The sequence below is a fragment of the Dysosmobacter sp. genome (assembly GCF_034093755.1).
GTDB lineage: Bacteria > Bacillota > Clostridia > Oscillospirales > Oscillospiraceae > Oscillibacter.
In genome coordinates this window covers 1-21,016 of the sequence record NZ_JAXEBZ010000077.1, presented here as the reverse complement: position 1 = coordinate 21,016, position 21,016 = coordinate 1, and the positions used below count along the sequence as shown (strand labels likewise).

Annotated in this window: 17 protein-coding genes; 11 read left to right on the top strand and 6 right to left on the bottom strand. The window is 63.3% G+C overall.

The window, feature by feature from the left end; translation table 11 throughout:
* Positions 1-236: 236 nt before the first annotated feature.
* The 11 genes from SOX55_RS10240 (at position 237) to SOX55_RS10190 (ending at position 13,285) form a co-directional block, all read left to right on the top strand.
* A complete protein-coding gene (locus tag SOX55_RS10240; protein ID WP_325287355.1) occupies positions 237-1,292 on the top strand; it encodes a TAXI family TRAP transporter solute-binding subunit in 1,056 nt (351 codons plus the stop codon).
* Between the two features lie 88 nt (positions 1,293-1,380).
* Positions 1,381-1,881 (top strand): DUF1850 domain-containing protein, encoded by a 501-nt coding sequence (locus tag SOX55_RS10235; protein ID WP_325287354.1) that lies wholly within the window; start codon positions 1,381-1,383, stop codon positions 1,879-1,881.
* Entirely contained in the window at positions 1,881-3,872 is a 1,992-nt protein-coding gene (locus SOX55_RS10230) for a TRAP transporter permease (RefSeq protein WP_325287353.1), read from the top strand. Before SOX55_RS10235 ends, SOX55_RS10230 begins: the two co-directional genes overlap by 1 nt.
* A gap of 149 nt (positions 3,873-4,021) precedes the next feature.
* Entirely contained in the window at positions 4,022-5,650 is a 1,629-nt protein-coding gene (locus SOX55_RS10225; RefSeq protein WP_325287352.1) for a gamma-glutamyltransferase family protein, read from the top strand.
* Between the two features lie 386 nt (positions 5,651-6,036).
* Complete coding sequence (locus SOX55_RS10220; RefSeq protein ID WP_325287351.1) at positions 6,037-6,513, top strand: MarR family winged helix-turn-helix transcriptional regulator; 477 nt, start codon at positions 6,037-6,039, stop codon at positions 6,511-6,513.
* Entirely contained in the window at positions 6,510-8,261 is a 1,752-nt protein-coding gene (locus SOX55_RS10215) for an ABC transporter ATP-binding protein (protein ID WP_325287350.1), read from the top strand. Before SOX55_RS10220 ends, SOX55_RS10215 begins: the two co-directional genes overlap by 4 nt.
* Complete coding sequence (locus SOX55_RS10210; protein ID WP_325287349.1) at positions 8,261-10,201, top strand: ABC transporter ATP-binding protein; 1,941 nt, start codon at positions 8,261-8,263, stop codon at positions 10,199-10,201. The genes SOX55_RS10215 and SOX55_RS10210 overlap by 1 nt, the downstream gene beginning before the upstream one ends.
* A 183-nt stretch (positions 10,202-10,384) precedes the next feature.
* Positions 10,385-10,993 carry a DAK2 domain-containing protein gene (locus SOX55_RS10205; RefSeq protein WP_325287348.1) on the top strand — a complete coding sequence of 203 codons (609 nt, stop codon included), beginning with the start codon at positions 10,385-10,387 and terminating at the stop codon, positions 10,991-10,993.
* Between the two features lie 62 nt (positions 10,994-11,055).
* The gene (locus SOX55_RS10200; RefSeq protein WP_325287347.1) at positions 11,056-12,054 is read left to right on the top strand and encodes a dihydroxyacetone kinase subunit DhaK; all 999 of its coding nucleotides are present in this window, start codon (positions 11,056-11,058) and stop codon (positions 12,052-12,054) included.
* A gap of 3 nt (positions 12,055-12,057) precedes the next feature.
* The gene (lsrF, locus tag SOX55_RS10195) at positions 12,058-12,939 is read left to right on the top strand and encodes a 3-hydroxy-5-phosphonooxypentane-2,4-dione thiolase (protein ID WP_325287346.1); all 882 of its coding nucleotides are present in this window, start codon (positions 12,058-12,060) and stop codon (positions 12,937-12,939) included.
* A 22-nt stretch (positions 12,940-12,961) separates the two neighbouring features.
* On the top strand, positions 12,962-13,285 hold the full coding sequence (locus tag SOX55_RS10190) for a hypothetical protein (RefSeq protein WP_325287345.1): 324 nt from the start codon (positions 12,962-12,964) through the stop codon (positions 13,283-13,285).
* Positions 13,286-13,336: 51 nt separating this feature from the next.
* On the opposite strand, the gene SOX55_RS10185 is transcribed toward SOX55_RS10190, so the two are convergent.
* The 6 genes from SOX55_RS10185 to SOX55_RS10160 form a co-directional block, all read right to left on the bottom strand.
* Positions 13,337-14,083, bottom strand: a complete 747-nt coding sequence (locus SOX55_RS10185; protein ID WP_325287344.1) for an AAA family ATPase — start codon at positions 14,081-14,083, stop codon at positions 13,337-13,339.
* Positions 14,084-14,329: 246 nt separating this feature from the next.
* On the bottom strand, positions 14,330-15,364 hold the full coding sequence (locus tag SOX55_RS10180) for an XdhC family protein (RefSeq protein ID WP_325287343.1): 1,035 nt from the start codon (positions 15,362-15,364) through the stop codon (positions 14,330-14,332).
* Between the two features lie 12 nt (positions 15,365-15,376).
* Positions 15,377-16,030, bottom strand: coding sequence for a class II aldolase/adducin family protein (locus SOX55_RS10175; RefSeq protein ID WP_325287342.1), 654 nt, complete (start codon positions 16,028-16,030; stop codon positions 15,377-15,379).
* Between the two features lie 77 nt (positions 16,031-16,107).
* Positions 16,108-16,731, bottom strand: a complete 624-nt coding sequence (locus tag SOX55_RS10170; protein WP_325287341.1) for a Crp/Fnr family transcriptional regulator — start codon at positions 16,729-16,731, stop codon at positions 16,108-16,110.
* 433 nt (positions 16,732-17,164) lie between these two features.
* Positions 17,165-20,077: a M56 family metallopeptidase gene (locus SOX55_RS10165; protein ID WP_325287340.1), complete on the bottom strand. Its 2,913-nt coding sequence runs from the start codon at positions 20,075-20,077 to the stop codon at positions 17,165-17,167.
* Positions 20,078-20,083: 6 nt separating this feature from the next.
* Complete coding sequence (locus SOX55_RS10160; protein WP_325287339.1) at positions 20,084-20,443, bottom strand: BlaI/MecI/CopY family transcriptional regulator; 360 nt, start codon at positions 20,441-20,443, stop codon at positions 20,084-20,086.
* Positions 20,444-21,016: the final 573 nt, after the last annotated feature.

Sequence of the window (21,016 nt, the reverse complement as noted above, 5' to 3'; positions counted from 1 at the left end):
AGTTTACCATCAGTTTTCCGGCGTTTCAATGGGATAAAATGGAAAAATTTCAGCGGGATGAACCGTTGACGTTAAAAATTTAACCGTTCTCCCGCCAGCGGCTACCGTACACCCCCATTTTGTTGACGGTGACAAAATTTTTCAATATGATGAACGCCAAAGGGAAAAACTGAACAGATTCTGACCCTTTCCCGTCGGATTCCGTCGGGAAAACAAAAAAAGGAGAGAAGAGAACTATGAAGAAGATCGTTGCCCTTGCACTGGCCCTTTGCATGACCGCTTCTCTGGCTGCCTGCGGCAGCAGCGGAAGCAGCTCCGCCCCCAGCGCCGCTCCCGCCGCGTCTGCCGCGTCCTCCGCAGCCGCCTCCGCCGGCCAGGCTGAGACCAAGGGTCTCACCGACGCCGAGCGCGCCAAGGAGTTCATCACCGTGGGCACCGGCCCCACCTCCGGCATCTACTTCCCCATCGGCGGCGCCTTCGCCACCGCTCTGAAGGAGTACGGCTACCAGACCTCCGCCGAGGCCACCAACGCCACCGGCCAGAACATCCAGAACATCCTCAACGGCGACTGCGAGATCGCCATCGCCATGCAGGACGCCGTCATGCAGGCCTACACCGCCACCGGCGCCTATGAGGGCAAGGAGCCCGCTGCCGGCCTGAAGGCCCTGATGCGCCTGTGGCCCAACTACGTGCAGCTGGTCACCACCGCCGACACCGGCATCAAGTCCGTGGAGGACCTGAAGGGCAAGCGCGTGGGTGTGGGCGCCGCCAACTCCGGCGTGGAGATCAACGCCCGCATGATCCTGGATGCCTACGGCATTACCTATAACGACATCACCCCCGACTACCTGGCTTACGGCGAGGCCATCGACAACATGAAGAACGGCCAGTGCGACGCCGTGTTCGTCACCTCCGGCCTGCCCAACGCCACGGTGATGGACCTGGGCGTGCAGTATGACATGGTCATCGTCCCCATTGACGGCGCCGGCCGCGACAAGCTGGTCAGCGAGTATCCCTACTACGCCAAGTCCGTCATTCCCGCCAACACCTACAACAACACCGAGGACGTGGAAGGCGTTTTCGTGTACAACATCATGCTGGTCCGCGAGGGCCTGTCCGACGCCATGGTCTATGACATGCTGGAGGGCATCTTCGCCAACATCGGTACCATCAAGGCCTCCCACAACGCCGCCGACAAGAACATCGACATCACCTTCGGCGTGGACGACATCCAGCTGCCCCTGCACCCCGGCGCCGAGGCCTTCTGGAAGGATAACGGCTACATCAAGTAATCACTGCCCGGCTCACCTCTGAGCTTTCCACGGGGCGGTGCGGGCGGAGCGTCCGCACGCACCGCCCCTCATCATCCGGAGACTGCGAATGAAAACAGCGGAAAAACGCCATGCCCTGCAGGCGCTGGCTTTCCTGGCGGCGGCAGCCGCCTTTTTCTGGTGGGGCCTTCTGGCTCCCCGGGGAACGGTGTTTCAGCTCTATGACCGTGACCGGCATCAGGTGGTGTTTGAAACGGACATCCGCTCCGGCGACCGGCTGCGCCTGGAGATCGAGCACTCCTTCGAGCACATCCCCTGGTTTGAGTTCTACACCGTCACCGACGATCTGCAATTCAACCTGGACGCCATCGCCGTGGCGGGCTATGGCGCCGGCATCCCCGCCGAAATGGACGTTCCCACCCGGGTGGAGGGCGGCCTTGTGTGGATGGAGGAGATCAACAGCCTGTTTCCGCGGTTCAGCTGGATCACCTCCGCGAAATATATGAAGGGTCTCGCCCTCAACGGGGAAGAGGTCTTTGACTTCCGGTCCCTGCCTGACGCCAGCAGGATCCGGGGAGAAATCATCATGAAAAGGGGGTATCTTTCCTGATGTCTGACAAGAAGAAAACTACGGCGGGCGCCGTCGATTCCGCGCCGGTGGACGCCGCCAAGGGCGCCGAGATCATGGAAAAATACGAAAAGGAATCCCGCACCCGCGTCTTTGACAGCGGCGCAATGAAAAAGGTCATCTATGTCCTGTGCCTGCTGTTCTCCGTGTACCACCTGGCCTACGCCTCCGGCATCCGGCTGCTGCAGATGGTGAACATCAAGCACCATGCCATCCACGTGGGCCTGATCCTGCTGCTGGGCTTCGCCCTGTATCCCGCCTTCAAGAAGTCCAGCCGGAAGAAGATCGTCTGGTATGACTGGATCTTCATGGTCCTGTCCGCCGTCATGCCCTTCTATGTGTTCCTGCGCTATCCCACCTTCATCTCCACCGGCTTCCAGGGGGAGACCATCGACATCATCATGGGCACCATCCTGATCCTGCTGGTGCTGGAGTGCGCCCGCCGCCTCAGCGGTCCGGCGCTGCCCATTCTGTCCGTCATCTTCCTGGTGTACTGCGTGTTCGGCCGCAGCTTCCCCGGCGTGTTCATGCACCGGGGCTACACCTGGCACCGCATCGTCACCTACCTGACCACCGATATCTACGGCATTTACGGCACGTCCATCAAGGTGGCGGCCACCTACATTGTGCTGTTCATCATCTTCGGCGAGGTCATGAACAAGTGCGGCATGGGCCAGTTCTTCAATGACATCGCCAACGCCCTGGCCGGCCACACCAAGGGCGGCCCCGCCAAGGTGGCGGTGCTGGCCTCCGGCTTCCTGGGGTCCATCAACGGCTCCGCCGTGGCCAACGTGGTCACCACCGGCACCTTTACCATCCCCCTGATGAAAAAGACCGGCTACTCCAAGGAGTTCGCCGGCGCCGTGGAAGCCACCGCCTCCGTGGGCGGCCAGCTGCTGCCCCCCATCATGGGCGCCGCCGCCTTCGTCATGGCGGAGACCCTGGGCGTGCAGTACGGCGTCATCATCAAGGCCGCCGTGGTTCCCGCCCTGATCTACTACCTGGGCATCATCATCCAGGTGCAGATGCGGGCCACCAAGGACAACCTGAACGGCATCCCCAAGGAGCAGCTGCCCCGGGTGAGCCAGGTGATGAAGGAGCGGGGCCACCTGCTGATTCCCATCGCCTTCCTGCTGTACATGCTGATCTGGAGCGGCAAGACCGTCATCTTCAGCGCCTTCTGGACCATCGTGGTCACCGTGGTGGTGGCGGAGCTGCGCCCCATCAGCCGCATGAACCTGAAGGACATCTGCGACGCCCTGGTGGCCGGCGCCAAGTCCACCGTCTCCGTGGCTGTGGCCTGCGCCTGCGTGGGCATCATCGTGGGCGTCTGCGGCCTCACCGGCTTCGCCCTGAACGTGGCTCACACCATCATCAGCATCGGCCAGCAGAGCCTGTTCCTGACCCTGCTGTTCACCATGGTCACCTGCATGATCCTGGGCATGGGCCTGCCCTCCATCCCCTCCTACCTCATCACCGCCACCATCGCGGCGCCCGCCCTGGTGGAGCTGGGTCAGCCGGAGATCGCGGCCCACATGTTCTGCTTCTACTTCGCCATGTTCGCCAACCTGACGCCCCCCGTGGCCCTGGCCTCCTTCGCGGCGGCGGGCCTCTCCGGCGGCAGCCCCATGAAAACCGGCTGGCAGTCGGTGCGGCTGGCCTTGGCGGGCTTCATCGTCCCCTTCATGTTTGTCTACAGCCCGCAGCTGCTGCTGGAGAACGTGACGCTCCTCAGCGGCACCCGGGTGGTCATCACCGCCTGCATCGGCGTGGTGCTGATCGCCGCCGCCGTGGAGGGCTACCTGATGGGCAGAATGAACGCCGCGCTGCGGCTGATTGCCGGCGTGGGCGCCTTCCTGCTGATCAACAGCAGCCTCATGACCGACGTGGTGGGCATTGCCTGCTTCGCGGTGATTCTGCTGGCCCAGAAGCTGGTGTTCCACAAGAAGAACGCCTTGCCGGCCGGCGGCTGACCGCCTTTCCCGGATTCCCGGTGCCCCCCGGCCTGTGCCGGGGGGCTTTTCACGTTTCCTCTTTTCAAACGGCGGAGAGTCTGGTAAAATACACCTATTAAATAATATACGGAATCCTGTGGAAGAACCAACGAAAGGAGAAACCCGTCATGTTTTCATTTGACCCCCAGAAGTACACCTATCCCTCCCGCCGGAACGTGGTCTACGCCCGCCATGCCATGGCCTGCACCTCCGTGCCCCTGGGCGCTCAGATCGGCCTGGACGTGATGAAGCGGGGCGGAAACGCCATGGACGCCGCCGTGGCCATGGCCGCCGCCATGCCGCTGCTGGAGCCCACCGGCAATGGCCTGGGCTCCGACTGCTTCGCCCTCATCTGGGTGGAGCGGGAGAAGAAGCTCTACGGCCTCAACGCCAGCGGCGTGGCCCCCGCGGCGCTGTCTCTGGACGTGTTCCGGGAGAAGGGCCTCACCGCCATCCCCAAGGCGGGCTGGCTGCCCACCATGGTCCCCGGCGCCCCTGCCGGCTGGGCCGCCATCCATGACCGCTTCGGCACGAAGCCCCTGGCGGAGCTGTTCGCCCCGGCGGTGGACTACGCCCGGGAGGGCTATCCCGTGCCGGTGAACGTGGAGAAGCAGTGGGTCAACGACTCCAGACGCATCGCCGCCGCCATGGCGCAGAACCCGGCGCCCCACGAATACTGGTGGAAGTCCTTCATGAAGCCCGACGGCACCCCCTACCGCACGGGAGAGCTGTTCCGCTGGGAGGCCTACGCCGACACCCTGGAGGAGCTGGCCGCCACCAACTGCGAGAGCTACTACCGGGGAGCGCTGATGGAGAAGATCGTGGCCTTCAGCCGCGCCACCGGCGGCTATTTCAGCGAGGAGGACTTCCGGAACTACCACCCGGAGTGGGTGGAGCCCATCACCGCCGACTATAAGGGCTATACCGTCTGCGAGATCCCGCCCAACGGCCACGGCATCACCGTCCTCATGGCACTGAACATCCTGAAGGGGCTGGAGCTGCCGGCGGACAAGGAGGACCCGGAGACGTACCACAAGATCATCGAGGCCATCAAGCTGGCCTTCGCCGACACCCAGACCTACGTGGCAGACCCCCGGTACATGCGGGTGAAGGTGGAGGACATGCTGTCGGAGGAGTACGCCGCCCGCCGCCGTGCCCTGATCACGGACCGGGCGTTGACGCCGGAGCCGGGCGACCCCTCCTGCGGCGGCACCATCTACCTGTGCACCGCCGACCCGGAGGGCAACATGGTGTCCTTCATCCAGAGCAACTACACCACCTTCGGCGCCGGCGTGGCCATCCCCGGCACCGGCATCTCCCTGCAGAACCGGGGCGCCAACTTCTCCCTGAACCCGGACAGCGCCAACTGCCTGGCAGGGGGCAAGAAGGCCTACCACACCATCATCCCCGGCTTCATGCTCAAAGACGGGGAGGCGGTGGGGCCCTTCGGCGTCATGGGCGCCTTCATGCAGCCCCAGGGCCACGTGCTGGTGGCGGTGAACACCATCGACTACCACATGAACCCCCAGGAGTGCCTGGACGCCCCCCGGTTCCAGTGGGTGGGCGGCAAGCACGTCCAGCTGGAGCGGGAGGTGTCGGCCCACATCGGACAGAAGCTCTCGGCCATGGGCCACGAGGTGGAGGTGATGAACTCCAACCTGACCATGGGCCGGGGCCAGATCATCTGGCGGACGGAAAACGGAGCGCTGGTGGGGGGTACGGAGCCCCGCTGCGACGGCACCGTGGCCGCCTGGTAAGAAAAGCAAACAGCGCGCCGCTGCCTTCCGGAAGCGGCGCGCTGTTTCGGCTTGTCCCAAAAAACTCCTCTTGGAGGAAAAGAGTTTCGTTTCGCAGGGGGAGTATGAGGGGGCGGGAGCCCCCTCGTGTGGAATCGGATGCCTGCAAAAAGCCTGTATAGCAGGCGTTTGCGCCGCGCAGCGGCAGCTTTTTGGACTGCGCAGCAGGCAAAAAAGCGAGGCATTGTGAAGGCTGTCGAAAAAGTCCAGAGGACTTTTTCGACAGCCTGAGCGGCGCTCTGTTTTGCCGTCCGCGGAATGTTCACAGAATTTTCATTGACATTCCCGTGCACAGGACTATAATGTTTGCTTGCAAACAGTTTCAAAGCAAACAAGGAGGCGGACTTATGGAAAAACGGATGGCCGTGGCCCATCAGCTGAAAATTGCGGCCAACAAAACCACCCGTCTGGCGGAAGCGTCCATTCCGGCGGAGGTACGGCGGGATGTGACGCCGGTGCAGAGCCACATTGTGGGCTTTCTGTACCACAACCGGGACCGGGCGCTGTACCAGCGGGACGTGGAGGCGGAGTTCTCCATCAGCCGGGCCACCGCGTCCAAGCTGCTGACGGCCATGGAGCGGGGCGGACTGATCCGCCGGTCCGCCGTGGCGGGAGACGCCCGGCTGAAGCGGCTGGAGCTGACGGACAAGGCCCTGGCCCACATGGAGCAGATCCGGCAGGGGCTGAGCCGGCTGGAGAGCTGTGTGACTCAGGGCATGACGGCGGAGGAACGGGAGACGCTGATCCGCCTGCTGCAGAAAGTGGAGAACAACGCCGAGGCCGCCTGGCGGCTGACCCGGACCGGAAAGGAGAAACCCCTATGATCAGAACCCTTTGGGCGCGGGTGGGCGCCTACCGCCGGGAGGCCGCCGCGGCACCGCTGCTGACGGCGCTGGAGGCGGTGCTGGAGACCATGATCCCGCTGGTGATGTCCGCCATCATTGACCGGGGCATCGAGGCGGGAAACATGCGGAATGTCTTTCTGTACGGCGGACTGATGGCGGTGCTGGCGGCCATGGCCCTGACCTGCGGCGTGCTGGCGGGCCGGTTTGCCGCCACGGCGTCCACCGGACTGGCCGCAAACCTGCGCGCCGGCATGTTCCGCAACATCCAGACCTTCAGCTTTTCCAACATTGACCGCTACAGCACCGCGGGCCTGGTGACCCGCCTCACCACCGACGTCACCAACGTGCAGAACGCCTTCCAGATGATTCTGCGGATGTGCGTCCGGGCGCCGGTGACCATGCTGTGCGCCGTGGTGATGGCGGTGCGGGTCAGCCCCCGGCTGAGCCTGGTGTTCCTGGTGGCCATGGTGTTTCTGGGGCTGGTGCTGGCGGCCATCATGATTCCCACCCACAGGCTGTTCCGCCAGGTGTTCCGGAAGTACGATGACCTGAACGCCAGCGTGCAGGAGAACGTGTCCGCCATCCGGGTGGTGAAGAGCTTCGTCCGGGAGGACCGGGAGGAGGAGAAGTTCCGCCGGGCGGCGGGCAACGTCTGCCGGTTGTCGGTGACGGCGGAATCCCGGCTGATCGTCAACATGCCGGCCATGATGACGGCGGTGTACGGCTGCAACCTGGCCATCAGCTGGTTCGGCGCCCACATGATCTCCGCCGGAAGCCTCACCATCGGCCAGATGAACCAGATGCTGTCCTACGTCATGAACATCCTCATGAGCCTGATGATGCTGTCCATGATCTTCGTGATGCTGACCATGTCCGCCGCCAGCGCCCGGCGCATCGCCGAGGTGCTGAACCAGGAGAGCGACCTGACCTCCCCGGAGGACGCCGACACCGCGGTGCGGGACGGCAGCGTGGACTTTGAAAACGTCAGCTTTGCCTACCAGTCCGGCAGCGGCCGCCCCGTGCTGCAGAACATTGACCTCCACATCCGCTCCGGCGAGACCATCGGCATCATCGGCGGCACCGGCAGCGCCAAATCCAGCCTGGTGAATCTCATTTCCCGGCTGTATGACGTGACGGAGGGCACCGTCCGGGTGGGGGGCAAGGACGTGCGGACCTACGATCTGGACGTGCTGCGCTCCCAGGTGTCGGTGGTGCTGCAGAAGAACGTGCTGTTCTCCGGCACCATCTACGAAAACCTCCGCTGGGGTGATCCGGAGGCCAGCGACGAGGAGTGCCGGCGGGCCTGCCGCCTGGCCTGCGCCGACGAGTTCATCAACCGCCTGCCTGACGGGTACAACACCCGCATCGACCAGGGCGGCGCCAATGTCTCCGGCGGCCAGAAGCAGCGGCTGTGCATTGCCCGGGCGCTGCTGAAAAAGCCGAAGATCCTGATTCTGGACGATTCCACCTCGGCGGTGGACACCGCCACCGATGCCCGCATCCGGCGGGCCTTCCGGGAGGAGATTCCGGATACCACGAAATTCATCATCGCCCAGCGCGTCGACAGCGTCCGGGACGCCGACCGCATCCTGGTGCTGGACGAGGGCCGGGTCAGCGGCTTTGGCACCCACGATGAGCTGCTGAAGAGCAACGCCATCTACCGGGAGGTCTATGAGGGCCAGACCCGGGGCGGCGGAGATTTTGACGGAAACGGAGGTGAGGACTGATGGCGGAGACGAAATACACCTCCGGCGCGGCCAGAGGCTCCAGAGGTCCCCACGGCCCTCGGGGCATGGGACCCCGGCCCAAGGTCAAAAACCCGGGCAAGGTGCTCAGGCGGCTGTTTGCCGTGGTGCTGCGGAAGTATAAGCTCCACTGCCTGGTGGTGCTGGTGTGCATCGCCGGCAGCGCCCTGGCCACGGTGCAGGGGGCGCTGTTCCTCAAAACCCTGGTAAATGACTTTGTGAAGCCCATGGCCATGACCGGCACCGGCGACTTCGCCGGCCTGGCGGCGGCGCTGCTCCGGGTAGGCTGCATCTACGCCGCCGGCATCCTGTGCGCCTACGCCTACAACCGCATCATGGTCACCGTGGCCCAGAGCGCCATGCTGGACCTGCGGACCCAGGTGTTCGCCCACATGGAGCGGCTGCCGGTGGCCTACTTTGACCGCCACGCCCACGGCGACATCATGAGCGTCTACACCAACGACATCGACACCCTGCGTCAGGTGATCTCCCAGTCCATGCCCCAGCTGGTGAACAGCGTCATCACCATCGTCAGCGTGTTTACCAGCATGATGCTCCTCAGCGTGCCCCTGACGGTGCTCAGCTGCGCCATGGTGGCGCTGACCATGGCCCTCAGCAAGCAGCTGGTGGCCCGCTCCGGCCGGTACTTCGTGGAGCAGCAGGAGAACCTGGGCCGCCTCAACGGCTACATCGAGGAGATGATGGCCGGCCAGAAGGTGGTGAAGGTGTTCTGCCACGAGGAGGAGAGCGTGGAGGAATTCCTGAAGCTCAACGAGAACCTGCGCCGCAGCGCCAACAACGCCAACAAGTTCGCCAACATGATGATGCCCCTGGCGGCCCAGCTGGGCAACTGCAGCTACGCTCTGTGCGCCGTGGCGGGAGCCGCCATGGCCGTAACCGGCGTGGGCGGCGTGGACCTGGGCACCATCGTGTCCTTCCTGACGTTGAACAAGAGCTTCTCCCAGCCCTTCAGCCAGATGAGCCAGCAGGCCAACAGCGTCATCATGGCCCTGGCCGGCGCCCAGCGGGTGTTCGCCCTGCTGGACGAGGAGCCGGAGCAGGACGAGGGAACCGTGACGCTGGTGAACGCCGGATATGACCGCTCGGGGAACCTGACGGAGGCGGCGGAGCGCACCGGCACCTGGGCCTGGAAGCAGCCCCGGGGCGACGGCACCTTCGCCTATACGGAGGTCCGGGGCGACATCGTGTTCGACGACGTGGACTTCGGTTACCTGCCGGAGAAGATCGTCCTCCACGATATCAAACTCTACGGCCGGCCGGGGCAGAAAATCGCCTTCGTCGGCTCCACCGGCGCCGGAAAGACCACCATCACCAACCTCATCAACCGGTTCTACGATATCCAGGACGGCAAGATCCGCTATGACGGCATCAACATCAACACCATCCGCAAAGCGGACCTGCGGCGGTCCCTGGGCATCGTGCTTCAGGACACCCACCTCTTTACTGGCACGGTGCTGGAAAACATCCGCTACGGCCGCCTGGACGCCACCGACGAGGAGTGTGTGGCGGCGGCCCAGCTGGCCAACGCCCACGGCTTCATCTCCCGCCTGCCGGAGGGCTACAACACCATGCTCACCGGCGACGGCGCCAATCTGTCCCAGGGCCAGCGCCAGCTCATCGCCATCGCCCGGGCGGCGGTGGCGGACCCGCCGGTGCTGATTCTGGACGAGGCCACCTCCTCCATCGACACCCGTACCGAGGCGCTGGTGCAGCAGGGCATGGACGGGCTGATGTACGGCCGCACCACCTTCGTCATCGCCCACCGGCTGTCCACCGTCCGCAACGCCGACTGCATCATGGTGCTGGAGCAGGGCCGCATCATCGAGCGGGGCACCCATGACGAGCTGATCGCCCAGCAGGGGCGGTACTATCAGCTCTACACCGGCAGACAGGCAGGCTGACCGAAAGCCCCGGCCCCTTCGGGGACCGGGGCTTTTTTCACGGAAAAGCAGTCGAAAAATTGTGAAAAATATTCAAAATGACGGAAACTGATTGCAATGAAGCTGGGAATTTGTTACAATCAGAGCAACCATACAGCCTGCCGACGCGCCAAGCTGTAAAATCGAAACGGGAGATGGATTCCAATGACAAGAGAACAACTGGCCCTTCGGCTGAAGAACGCCTGCCGGGAGGTCATCGCCGCGGAGGAGGAGCTGACGGAGATCGACTCCAGGTTCGGCGACGCGGACCACGGCCTCACCATGACCAAAATTGCCCACGCCATTGAAGGCGCGGTGGACGGGGCCGACGGCACCCTTCAGGAGCTGCTGGATGACGCGGCCATGGCCGTCATGTCCCTCAACGGCGGCAGCGCCGTGCCCCTGTGGAACACCTGGCTGGACGGCATGCAGGAGGGGGCTCCGGAGGCAGAGGAGACGGACATCGCCGGCATTCAGGCCATCTTCGCCCAGGCTCTGGAGGAGATCAACGACATGTCCGGCGCCAAGGTGGGGGACAAGACCATGATGGACGCACTGATCCCCGCCAGCGAGGCCATTGCTGCCTATGACGGCGCCAGCGAGGACGAGCTGTTTGAAGCCGCCGCTGCGGCCGCCGCCCAGGGCGCGGAGAACTCCAAAAACTTCGTGTCCAAATTCGGCCGGGCCAAGAGCTACGGCACCAGGACCATCGGCACGCCGGATGCCGGCGCCATGTCCATGGCCTGCTTCTTCCGGGGTCTGGCCCGGAAGTGACCGTCTGTGATCCCGCCGAGGCGGGGGAGAGATACCAATCTGAAATGTGGAGGTAGCCCAGTATGAAAATGAAGAAGTTTATCAACGCGCCGGAGACCGTCACTGATGAGGAGCTGCAGGGCCTGGGACTGGCGTTCAGTGACATTGTGGAGGTGGACGGACACCTGGTCATCAGCAAGGACCTGGCGGACGCCGACCGCGTGACCATCGTCACCTACGGCGGCTCCGGCCATGAGCCTGCCCAGGCGGGCTATGTGGGCAAGGGCATGCTGGACGTGCAGGCCGTGGGCGATATTTTCGCCGCCCCCAACGGCCAGCTGGTGTTTGACGCCATGAAGCTGGCGGACAAGGGCCACGGCGTGCTGCTGCTGACGCTGAACTATGCCGGCGACCAGCTGGCGGGCAAGCAGGCCATGAAGCTGGCCAAGAAGGCGGGCCTCAACGTCCGTCAGGTGGTCACCGGCGAGGAGATCCAGTACGATTCCAACGGCGAGGACAACAAGCGGGGCCTGGCCGGCGCCGTGGCGATGTACCACGTGGCCGCCGCCGCTGCCCGGGAGGGCAAGACCCTGGACGAGGTGGCCGAGATCGCCCAGCGCTACGCCGACAACATGGCCTCCGTCACCGTGAAGGTCAGCGACGCCACCCATCCCCAGAACGGCATGTCCTTCGGCGACCTGGGGGAGACGGACCTGATGGAGATCGGCGCCGGCCAGCACGGCGAGGGCGGCGGCGTCCGGGTTCCCATGCTCAGCGCCAAGGAGACCGTGGCCACCGTTGCCGGTGCCCTGTCCAGAAAGCTGGGCCTCCAGTCCGGCGACAAGGCCTTCGTCATGATCAACGGCTGCGGCGCCACCACCATGATGGAGATGCTGGTGCTGTTCAAGGACACCGTGGAGTTCCTGAAGGGCATGGGCGTGGAAGTGGTTGGCAACATGGTGGGCGAGATCCTCACCGTGCAGGAGGCCGGCGGCTTCCAGATGAACATCGCCAAGTGGGACGATGAGACGCTGCGGCTGTGGAACACCCCCTGCCGCACCCCCGCCTACAGCAAGGAGTAAGCCATGGCGGACAATGTTGGAAACAAGGCGGCCAAGGACTACCATCTGGACGTCCCCGCGCCGCGGCAGGACTTTTTCGCCAAGGGCCTGGGCAACACCGACTGGGGTATGAAGAACCGCATTTCCCGGCTGTTCTCCCCCAAGTCCGGCAACACCGTCATGCTGGCCTTTGACCACGGCTACATCATGGGCTCCACCGCGGGCCTGGAGCGGCTGGACGTGACCATCACTCCCCTGTGCCAGTACGCCGACGTGCTGATGGGCACCCGGGGCGCCATCCGCTCCTGCATTCCCCCCACCCTGAACAAGGCCGTCTGCCTCCGGGCCACCCATGACAGCTCTGTCCTCTTTGAGGACATGAGCGGCGGCAACGGCCTGGGTCTGGATATGGAGGACGCGCTGCGGATGAACGCCGCCGCCCTGGCCATCCAGTGCTTCGTGGGCGGCGCCGGGGAGCGGGATTCTCTGGAGACGCTGTGCCGGGCCGCCGACGCCGGCTACCGCTACGGCGTGCCGGTGCTGGGCGTCACCGCCGTGGGCAAGGAAATGGCCCGCACCACCCAGTACTTCCTGCTGGCCACCCGCATTCTGGCGGAGCTGGGCGCCAGCGTCATCAAGACCTACTACTGCGACGATTTTGAGAAGGTGGTGGCCGCCTGTCCCGTGCCCATCGTCATCGCCGGCGGCAAGAAGCTGCCGGAGGACGAGGCCCTCACCATGGCCTACCGGGCCATTCAGTCCGGCGCCCGGGGCGTGGACATGGGCCGCAACATCTTCCAGAGCGACCACCCCGCCGCCATGTGCCAGGCGGTGGCCAAGGTGGTCCACGAGGGCTTTACCGACAAGGAGGCCTATCAGTTCTACCGGGAGCTGAGCAATACCTGATATTGAATAAGGAGGAATCCCCATGGCCGCGGAGTATATGCACATCGGAATCCCCGTTCTGAACAAGAAGCCCAACATGGTCTATAATGAGTGGGGCAAGTTCTGGGTCAACGAAAGCGTGGACGCCTATGACTACAAGATCGAGTATCTGAAGTTCGAGGAGGGCACCCGCTTCCCGGAGATCCTGTCCAAGCAGCCCCATGTGGCCTACAAGGTGGACAACGCCGATCCCTATCTGGCGGACGCCGACCGGGTCATCTTCGGGCCGGAGGTCCTCAGCGACACGGTGCGCCTGGCCTTCATCGTGAAGGACGACGCCATCATCGAGCTGTACGAGGAGAAGTAAAGGAAAAGACCTGAACAGACCCCTGCCAAACCGGCAGGGGCCTGTTTTGCGTCATTCTTCTGCAAACAGGTATCTCAGCATCCGCTCCGGGGCCTCCAGAAACCGGCGGGTCAGCTGGTAGTGCTCCGTCTGGCGGTAGTCCACGCTGCGGATGCCCTCATCCCGCAGCTCCAGCACCTCCGCCCTCGGATAGGTCATGAGAATGGGGGAGTGGGTGGCGATGAGGAACTGGGAGCCCTTCCGCTCCAGCTGACGCACCAGCGCCAGCAGCTCCAGCTGCCGGGCAGGGGACAGCGCCGCCTCCGGTTCGTCCAGCAGATACAGCCCCTGGCCGCCGAACCGGTTTTCCATCAGAGAAAGAAAGCTCTCCCCGTGGGACTGCCTGTGGAGGGACACGCCGCCGTAGCTGTTCAGCGCGCCGCCGCACCATGGGGTGCGGTCCAGCTCATCCAGATAGGTGGCCACGTTGTAAAAGCTCTCCGAGCGGAGAAAGTAGCCGTCCCGGGGATAGGCCCGGCGGATGAGGGTCAGGGACTCCCACAGGGGGGACACGGTGTCCTCCGTGGAAAACCGCACATTGCGGCTGCCGCCCTCGCCGTTGAACCCGGCGCACACCGCCATGGCCTCCAGCAGCGTGGACTTGCCGGAGCCGTTTTCCCCCACCAGAAAGGTGACCCTCCGGCGGAAATCCAGCCCGCCCCGGTTCCACAGGTCCCGCACCACCGGCAGCTGCCGCAGGTAGGACCCCTCCGCCGGCAGCGCCTTCAGCCGCACTCCGGCCACATAGTTTTCCGTCACGGTTCACTCTCCGTCCATCATGTCATAGTAGTCGGAATCGCAGGAAAAGAGGATGTACTCGCCGTTCACCAGTCCGAAAAAGCCTTGCGCCGTGAAATAACCCTTCATGTCTGTGTCCTCCTGTCCGGAAAGTGGAGGGGGGACCCCTCCCTGTTGTCTTGATTCTACAGAAGGCAATGCTCAAAAGTTTGAGCACTGCTGAAAGGGCGCAAAAAACCGCCCCGGGCACACCCGGAGCGGTTTTGTTCATTTCATGGGACAGCCGTGAACGATGGGGCCGCCGTGGGCCTCCCGGTCCAGCGCCCGCGCACAGATCATCTCCCCGGCAATGCTGACGGCGATCTCCTCCGGCGTCACGGCCTTGATGGCGGTGCCGATGGGGGCGTGGACCCGCCGCAGGGCTTCCTCCGGAATGCCCCGTTCCCGCAGCTTCTGATTGACTGCCGCCGTTTTCGTCCGGGAGCCCATGACCCCCAGGTAAACCAGGGGGCGGCGCAGCAGCTGCTCCTCCACCTCCAGGTCATGGCTGTGGCCGTTGGTCATCACCACGGCGTAGTCCTCCGGCGTCAGGTCCAGGCAGTCCTCCAGGCGGCGGTAGTCGCCGCAGATCACCCGCTCCGCGTCGGGGAAGCGGCTCCGGTCGGCAAACTCCGGCCGGCAGTCCATCACCGTCACCCGGAACCCCACGCTCCGCAGCAGCGGCACCAGGGGCAGGGCACAGTGGCCGCCGCCGAAGAGGAACACCCGCTCCCCCACCGGCAGGGGCAGGGAGAACAGCTCCCCTGCCAGCCGGGCGGACCGGCCCTGCAGAGGCGCGGTGTCCGCCGGAGCGTCTCCCGCCAGCGCCGCGCCGTCTCCGTCCAGCAGCGCCGGAGCGCCGCCGTCGGTCCGCAGCAGCAGCCAGCCGGGCCGGCGGCTGCGGAGACAGTCCAGCAACCGGGCGGTCAGGTCCTGCCAGACCTGGCTGCCTCCGGGAATGTACTGAAACAGCACGGTGACGTCGCCGCCGCAGACCATGCCGATATCCTGGCCGCCGTTTTGCCGCAGGCGGAAGGGACGGAGGGCGGAGCGGCCCTCTGCCAGCAGCTCCATGGCCGCGGACTCGGACACCTTTTCCACCGCGCCGCCGCCGATGGTGCCCGCCAGCTGCCCGGCGGCTCCCACCAGCATCTGGGCGCCGGCGCCCCGGGGGGCGGAGCCCTCCTCCGCCACAATGGTCACCAGCATGGCACCGCGGTGGGCGGCCAGCTCCTCCGCCAGCGTTTCAAAAATCCGGATCATAGGCCCTCCCGGTCACTTCTGCCCGTATTTGTGGAGGAAAAAGTCATGGAAAAAGGCGCAGTCCTCGTCGGAGATCTCCACAGCGCCGCCCAGCGCCTGGGCGTCGATCCACACCTGGGCCGTCTTTTCCAGCACCACGGCGGCGGTCAGCGCCTCGCTGAGGGTGCGGCCCATGGCCACCGCGCCGTGGTTGGCGATGAGGGCGCCCATGCGGCCCTCCAGGGCCTGGGCCACCGTGTCCGCCATCTCCCGGGTGCCGGGCATGGTGTAGGGGGCGCAGCGGATGCTGCCGCCCAGAATCTGCACCTGGTCGTCGCAGACGGCGGGAATCCCCCGGTGGGCGGCGGCCACCGCCAGCGCCTTGGGGGAGTGGGTGTGGATGATGCCGCCCACCTCCGGCCGGGTCAGCAGCAGTCTGGCGTGGAGGGGGACCTCCACCGAGGGCTTCAGGCCGCCCTCGTATTCGCCGGTGCGCATGTTCACCAGCACCATCTGCTCCGGCGTCAGCCGGTGATAGTCCATGCCGGAGGGGGTGATCACCATAAACGTGTCGTCCACCCGGCCGGAGACGTTGCCCCAGGTTCCGGCGGTCAGTCCGCTGTCGGCCATGGCCCGGGCGGTGTCGCAGACCGCCTGCCGCACGGCCGGTACTGTGTGTTTGTCCATATCCGCGCCTCGATTCTTGATTGATGAGACCATCATGGACTGCCGCCGCCGTTTTGTCAAGCGGGGAAGGGGCGGCTTTATTTCCCCTCCTCGCCGCCGGGGAGGGGAGGCTGCTGCGCCTCCGCCCTGCGGAGCGACTGCCGGATCCGGCTCAGCGTCACCGGCGTCATGTTGAGAAAGGAGGCGATGTCCTTTCCCTTTACCGGCTCCACCAGGTCCGGGTAGGTCCGGCAGAACCACTGGTAGCGCTCGGCGGCGTTGAATTTGTAAAGCGCGGTTTTCAGCTCCCAGTGGTTTTTGAAGGACTTCATCAGCAGCCGGAAATACAGGCTCTGCAGGGATTTGAAGCGCCATATCCGGGAGGTGACCTCCTGCATGGGGATGCTCAGCACGCGGCTGGGCACCACGGCCTCAATGCTGATGGGGGCGGCTTCCGCCAGATCGGAGCTGGGCATTACCGTGAAACCGGGCTCCGAGACGAAGCAGTCTGTAATCTCCTTGCCGCTGGAGCTGGGGAAATAGCCCCGGAAAATTCCCTCAATCAGGAACAGAACGTTTTTCACCGGGTCACCCTGTTTTATCACACATTCGCCTTTTTTGACCTCCAGAACCTCGGACACCTCCTGGGCGCGCTGGATCAGCGCCTCGTCCGGCAGCAGAAGAACCGATCTGAAAAAGGCGGGCAAATCAAAGTCAGGCATCACAACACTTCTCTCTTCCAAGATGTACTTCTTGTACAAAAAAAGTAAGCCACTCTGATTATAGCACCGCCCCAATATGGTGTAATTAACCTATGCTAATTTTGAGAATGTGCGGGAGGAAGAGATTGGTAATTTTCACAAAAGGGGAAATGTGTCTGCAGACGCGCCGTTTCCCGGCCTTTTTGTCGCTGGCTGCCGGAAAACGGCGGCTTTCCGGCGGGCTTCGGCGGGCGCTTTGTCCGCGGAATGTGAACCGGATCGCAAAAATTTTCCGTGGGCATTCGGAGCCTCCGGCGGAATTTGTGCAATTTACAGGTGTGCCGGCCCGCGGCCGTTGGGAATCCTGCCGGAAAAGAACATGACAAATCCCCCGGAACCCTACGGTTCCGGGGGATTTGCGGTCAAAGGCGGGGCGTTTCCGGCGGCCTGCCTGTCAGCCGGAGGAGCTTTCCAGCCGCTGGAGGGAGACGATTTGATAGGACGTATCGTTCACCCGGCGCAGCGTCAGCAGATCTGTGCCGTTCACGCTGTACAGCCGGATGATCTCCCCGTCCTGTTCGCCCCGGGCGCAGACAAAGATGCCTGGGCCGAAGTCCGAGGTGTAGGTGTAGTAGGCGTCGTACTCCGGCAGGTAAGCCACGCCGCCGGTGTCCAGGTCCGCCGTGGAAATGCCCGCGTACTCGCCCAGGACCAGGTCCACCAGCCGTCTCGGAAATTTATGGACGGGCACCGGCATCTTCTCCAGGGAGGCCACATCGGCGAAGGGCCAGCCGTCCACCTGCCGCAGGGCCTCAAATTCCGCGTCACTGGTGCGGCTGCCGTCTCCCGGGAAGTACCGCATGAACTCCTCGAAGTTCAGCTCCGTCACATCGTCGTAATAGGAGGTGAAGAAGCAGCAGCGGGGATTCACGCCGATGTCATTGCCCTGCTTATCCTGCACAATGGGTTCGAACCAGTCATTGAACCAGTTAATTTCCTCCTGCGTCAAAGGCACAGCAGAAGTCGAAGTGGTATCTGCCACGGATTTTTCTGTAAACGGAGTTAGGTTGCCATAGTCAATTCGGATAGACTCCAACACCTCTTTGAATTTTTCAAGATTGGATTCCTCACAGTTGTAGAACCCTTCGACAGGGCGGTTTTCCATATAAACCAGCCTACCATCCTCCGTCCAGCAGCCACAGAGCAGTCCTTCCGAAGGCTGCCCCACAATACTGGTAGCGAAGTCGGGGAAAGTTGTCGATACGGTCAGCATCCAGCCACCATTCAGGGAAGGGGTATACAGATCGTGCTCAATGTACTCTGGTGCATAATAGAGGTTGGCTTTGACAGAGAACATATTATCTGAGCCGAAATAGTCCACCTTGATCAAATCAGCAAACTTTGCGGGAACCGTGATGGTAATCTCGCCATTTTCATAAACGGGAACAGACTGTTCATCGACATAGGTCTGCCCACCCGCAATCCGCCCATCCACGGTAAAGCTTTCCGCCATGGCATAGAGGGTTTCCAGTTCTCCGGGGTCTTTGGTGCTGCCGGAGGGCAGCAGAACCGACACCCGCCAGCAGCCGCCGTCCGGTGTATCGGTGAAATACCGGCGGGCATAGTCATCGCCCTGCTGTTCCCAGACGCGGTTTTCGCTGTCCAACGGTTTCAAGTAGGAACTGTTTCCCCGGAGAGACGGGGCGACTTCCGGGCCGAAGTAAGCAACGATCAGGTAAGCGCCGGTATCATAGGCGGAACTCCAGGCCCATGTGCACTCCTCGTTGTCTCCTGTCACTCTGGCCTGTCTCCAGCCCGATACCGGGATATAGATGTACCATCCGTCCCCGTCATAGCGGTGGGCGGGGGCGGCTTCGCCGCCCACTGTCAGATTCTTTACATACAGCGGCAGGTCCAGCCCGTTCTCCGTCACGTACCAGTCATAAACGGCCTCCTCATAGCTGTTGTGGCAGCCGTAGAAGTCCAGGTTGTCGTTGACGACGGCGTTATAGACCAGATTATAGGTGCCGTCCGGATGGCGCAGGGCCACGATGTTGTGGCCGCCCTGGCCCTCCAGGTCATACCAGCCGTCCTCCTCGTACATGCCGCCCACCAGCATGATCTGCTCCGGGTCTGCATCCACCTGCACAAGATAGTGGAAGGTCCATGCCTCCAGGGTGCCCTCCGGGGCAAGACCCGCCACTTCCCCCTGCTTTTCCAGCCAGGCCAGCTTCGTGCCGGTGACGTTGGCGGTGGCCTCCGTGCCGTCCGGGCGGTAGTAGTGGACGGTTTTCTTCCCGTCCATGACCCGCCGGGCGTACTCCTCCATGCTGGCAAACTGCCCGGTCATGGAAGCGGCGTCCACAGGCGGTTCGGCGGGGGCTTCCCGGGGATTCCCGGCGCAGGCGGCCGCCACCGCCACACAGACCGCGGCGGCGGTCACGGTGATCCACACCCTTGGTTTCTTCCAACTCAACAGATTTTTGATGCGGCCCTTGGTGTCCCCTTCGCCGAAGGCCAGGGGCGTCCCGGCGATGATGCGCCGTCCGGTGGCAAGACTCAGCAGCGACGCGGAGTAGTCCGCCCGGATGCTCTCCCCCAGCTTCTTCACCACCGCCTCGTCGCAGCTCATCTCCATGTCCCTGGAGGACAGGACGAAGGCCGCCCACACCAGGGGGTTGAACCAGTGGACGCACAGGGCCAGGAAGGCCAGCGCCTTTACAATATGGTCTCCCCGGCGGATGTGGTGCTGCTCATGGAGGATGATGTAGCTCTGCTCCTGCTCCGTCAGGGAGGAGGGCAGATAGATTTTCGGACGGAGAAGCCCCAGCACAAAGGGAGAGCCGATGCCGTCCGCCAGCCAGAGGTTCTCCCGCAGCGGTACGGCCCCCACCAGCCTCCGGCGGAGCCGCAGCAGGGACGCCGCGCTGTACACGGCCAGAGCGCCCATGCCGGCCATCCACGCCAGCGTCGCCAGAACCACCGGGGCCTCCAGCGGGTCTGCTGCCATCTGTTCCTGGCCCCGGGGCAGCGCCTCATTGACGGACTGATTCACGCCCGGCACGGGAAGACGCACCTCCGGGTCCCGGGTGTGAACCACGTCCCGGGGCACGTACTCCACCACGCTGGTGTGGGCCGTAGCCTCCGTCACAGGCGCGTCCAGCAGCCCCAGCAGGGAGAAGCCGGTGGCAACGGACACCGGACAGAGCAGCCGGAACAGCACCACCGCCCAGAGGGCGTAGGAAAAGATTTTCGGCGCCTTTTTCAGCAGCAGTCTTGCCAGCAGCACAAAGAGAATCGCCGCGCCGGCCGTCACGCTCATGTTGAGCACCATGGGAAGCAGCCGGTAGGAAAGGAAGTTTCCCATTCCGCGTCACCTCCTGCTCTGGTCGATCAGGGCCTGCAGCTCCGCGATTTCCTCCTCGGACAGTTTCTTCCTGGCGGTAAAGGCCGTCAGGAACGCCGGGAGGGAGCCGGAGAAGGTCTCCTCCACGAATTTTTCACTCTGTACGGCGTAAAAATCCTGCCGGGAGATCAGGGAGGTCACAACACCTTCCCGGTTCTGGAAGATGCCCCGCTGGCACAGCCGCTTCAGCACCGTGTAGGTGGTGGATTTCTTCCAGCTCAGCTCCCGCTCCGCCAGCTTCACCAGCTCCGGGGAGGGGATGGGCTCGTTCTCCCAGATCATGTCCGCAAAGCGGGATTCAATGGCGCCCATTCTCAGTTCACCCATTTCAAAACCTCCAGTCTACAATCTGTAGTCTTTGCTGATAGTCTACATGATGTAAACCGATCTGTCAACGGTTTTTCCGGAAGTTTCTGGAGCCGGGCCGCCCAGGCGCAAAAAAAGCCGCCGCAAGCAGTATACGCTTGCGGCGATGTGGCGGAGAAGGAGGGATTCGAATTGCGTGAGACACCGTGTTAAGTAGTCTTTTGTAGTTCCAAAATCCCAGATTTTCAAGCGCTTACGGGACTGGAAATACATGAACATCCACTGAAACTACGAGTTTACTCCTTAAAAATGATCCTTACTTTGATAAGTGCTTTGCTTGTCGGAAATGTTGGGGTTTAAAAGGAAGAAAGTGTTGTATTTAAGAAGTATTGATGGCATAATTAAAAAACGCAAATTGCAATAACAAGTTGGACACCCCGTGGTAAAAACCTGGCTCACGGATGGAGCCGCAGGATCTATCCGTGAGCGAGGTTGCCGCAGCCGTCAGGCTGCGTAGACAGCGTCCAGAAAATCCTCAAAGAGTTCCTCCGGGGTGCAGTATCCGAGTTTCTTCCGTGGGCGTCCATTCAGCTC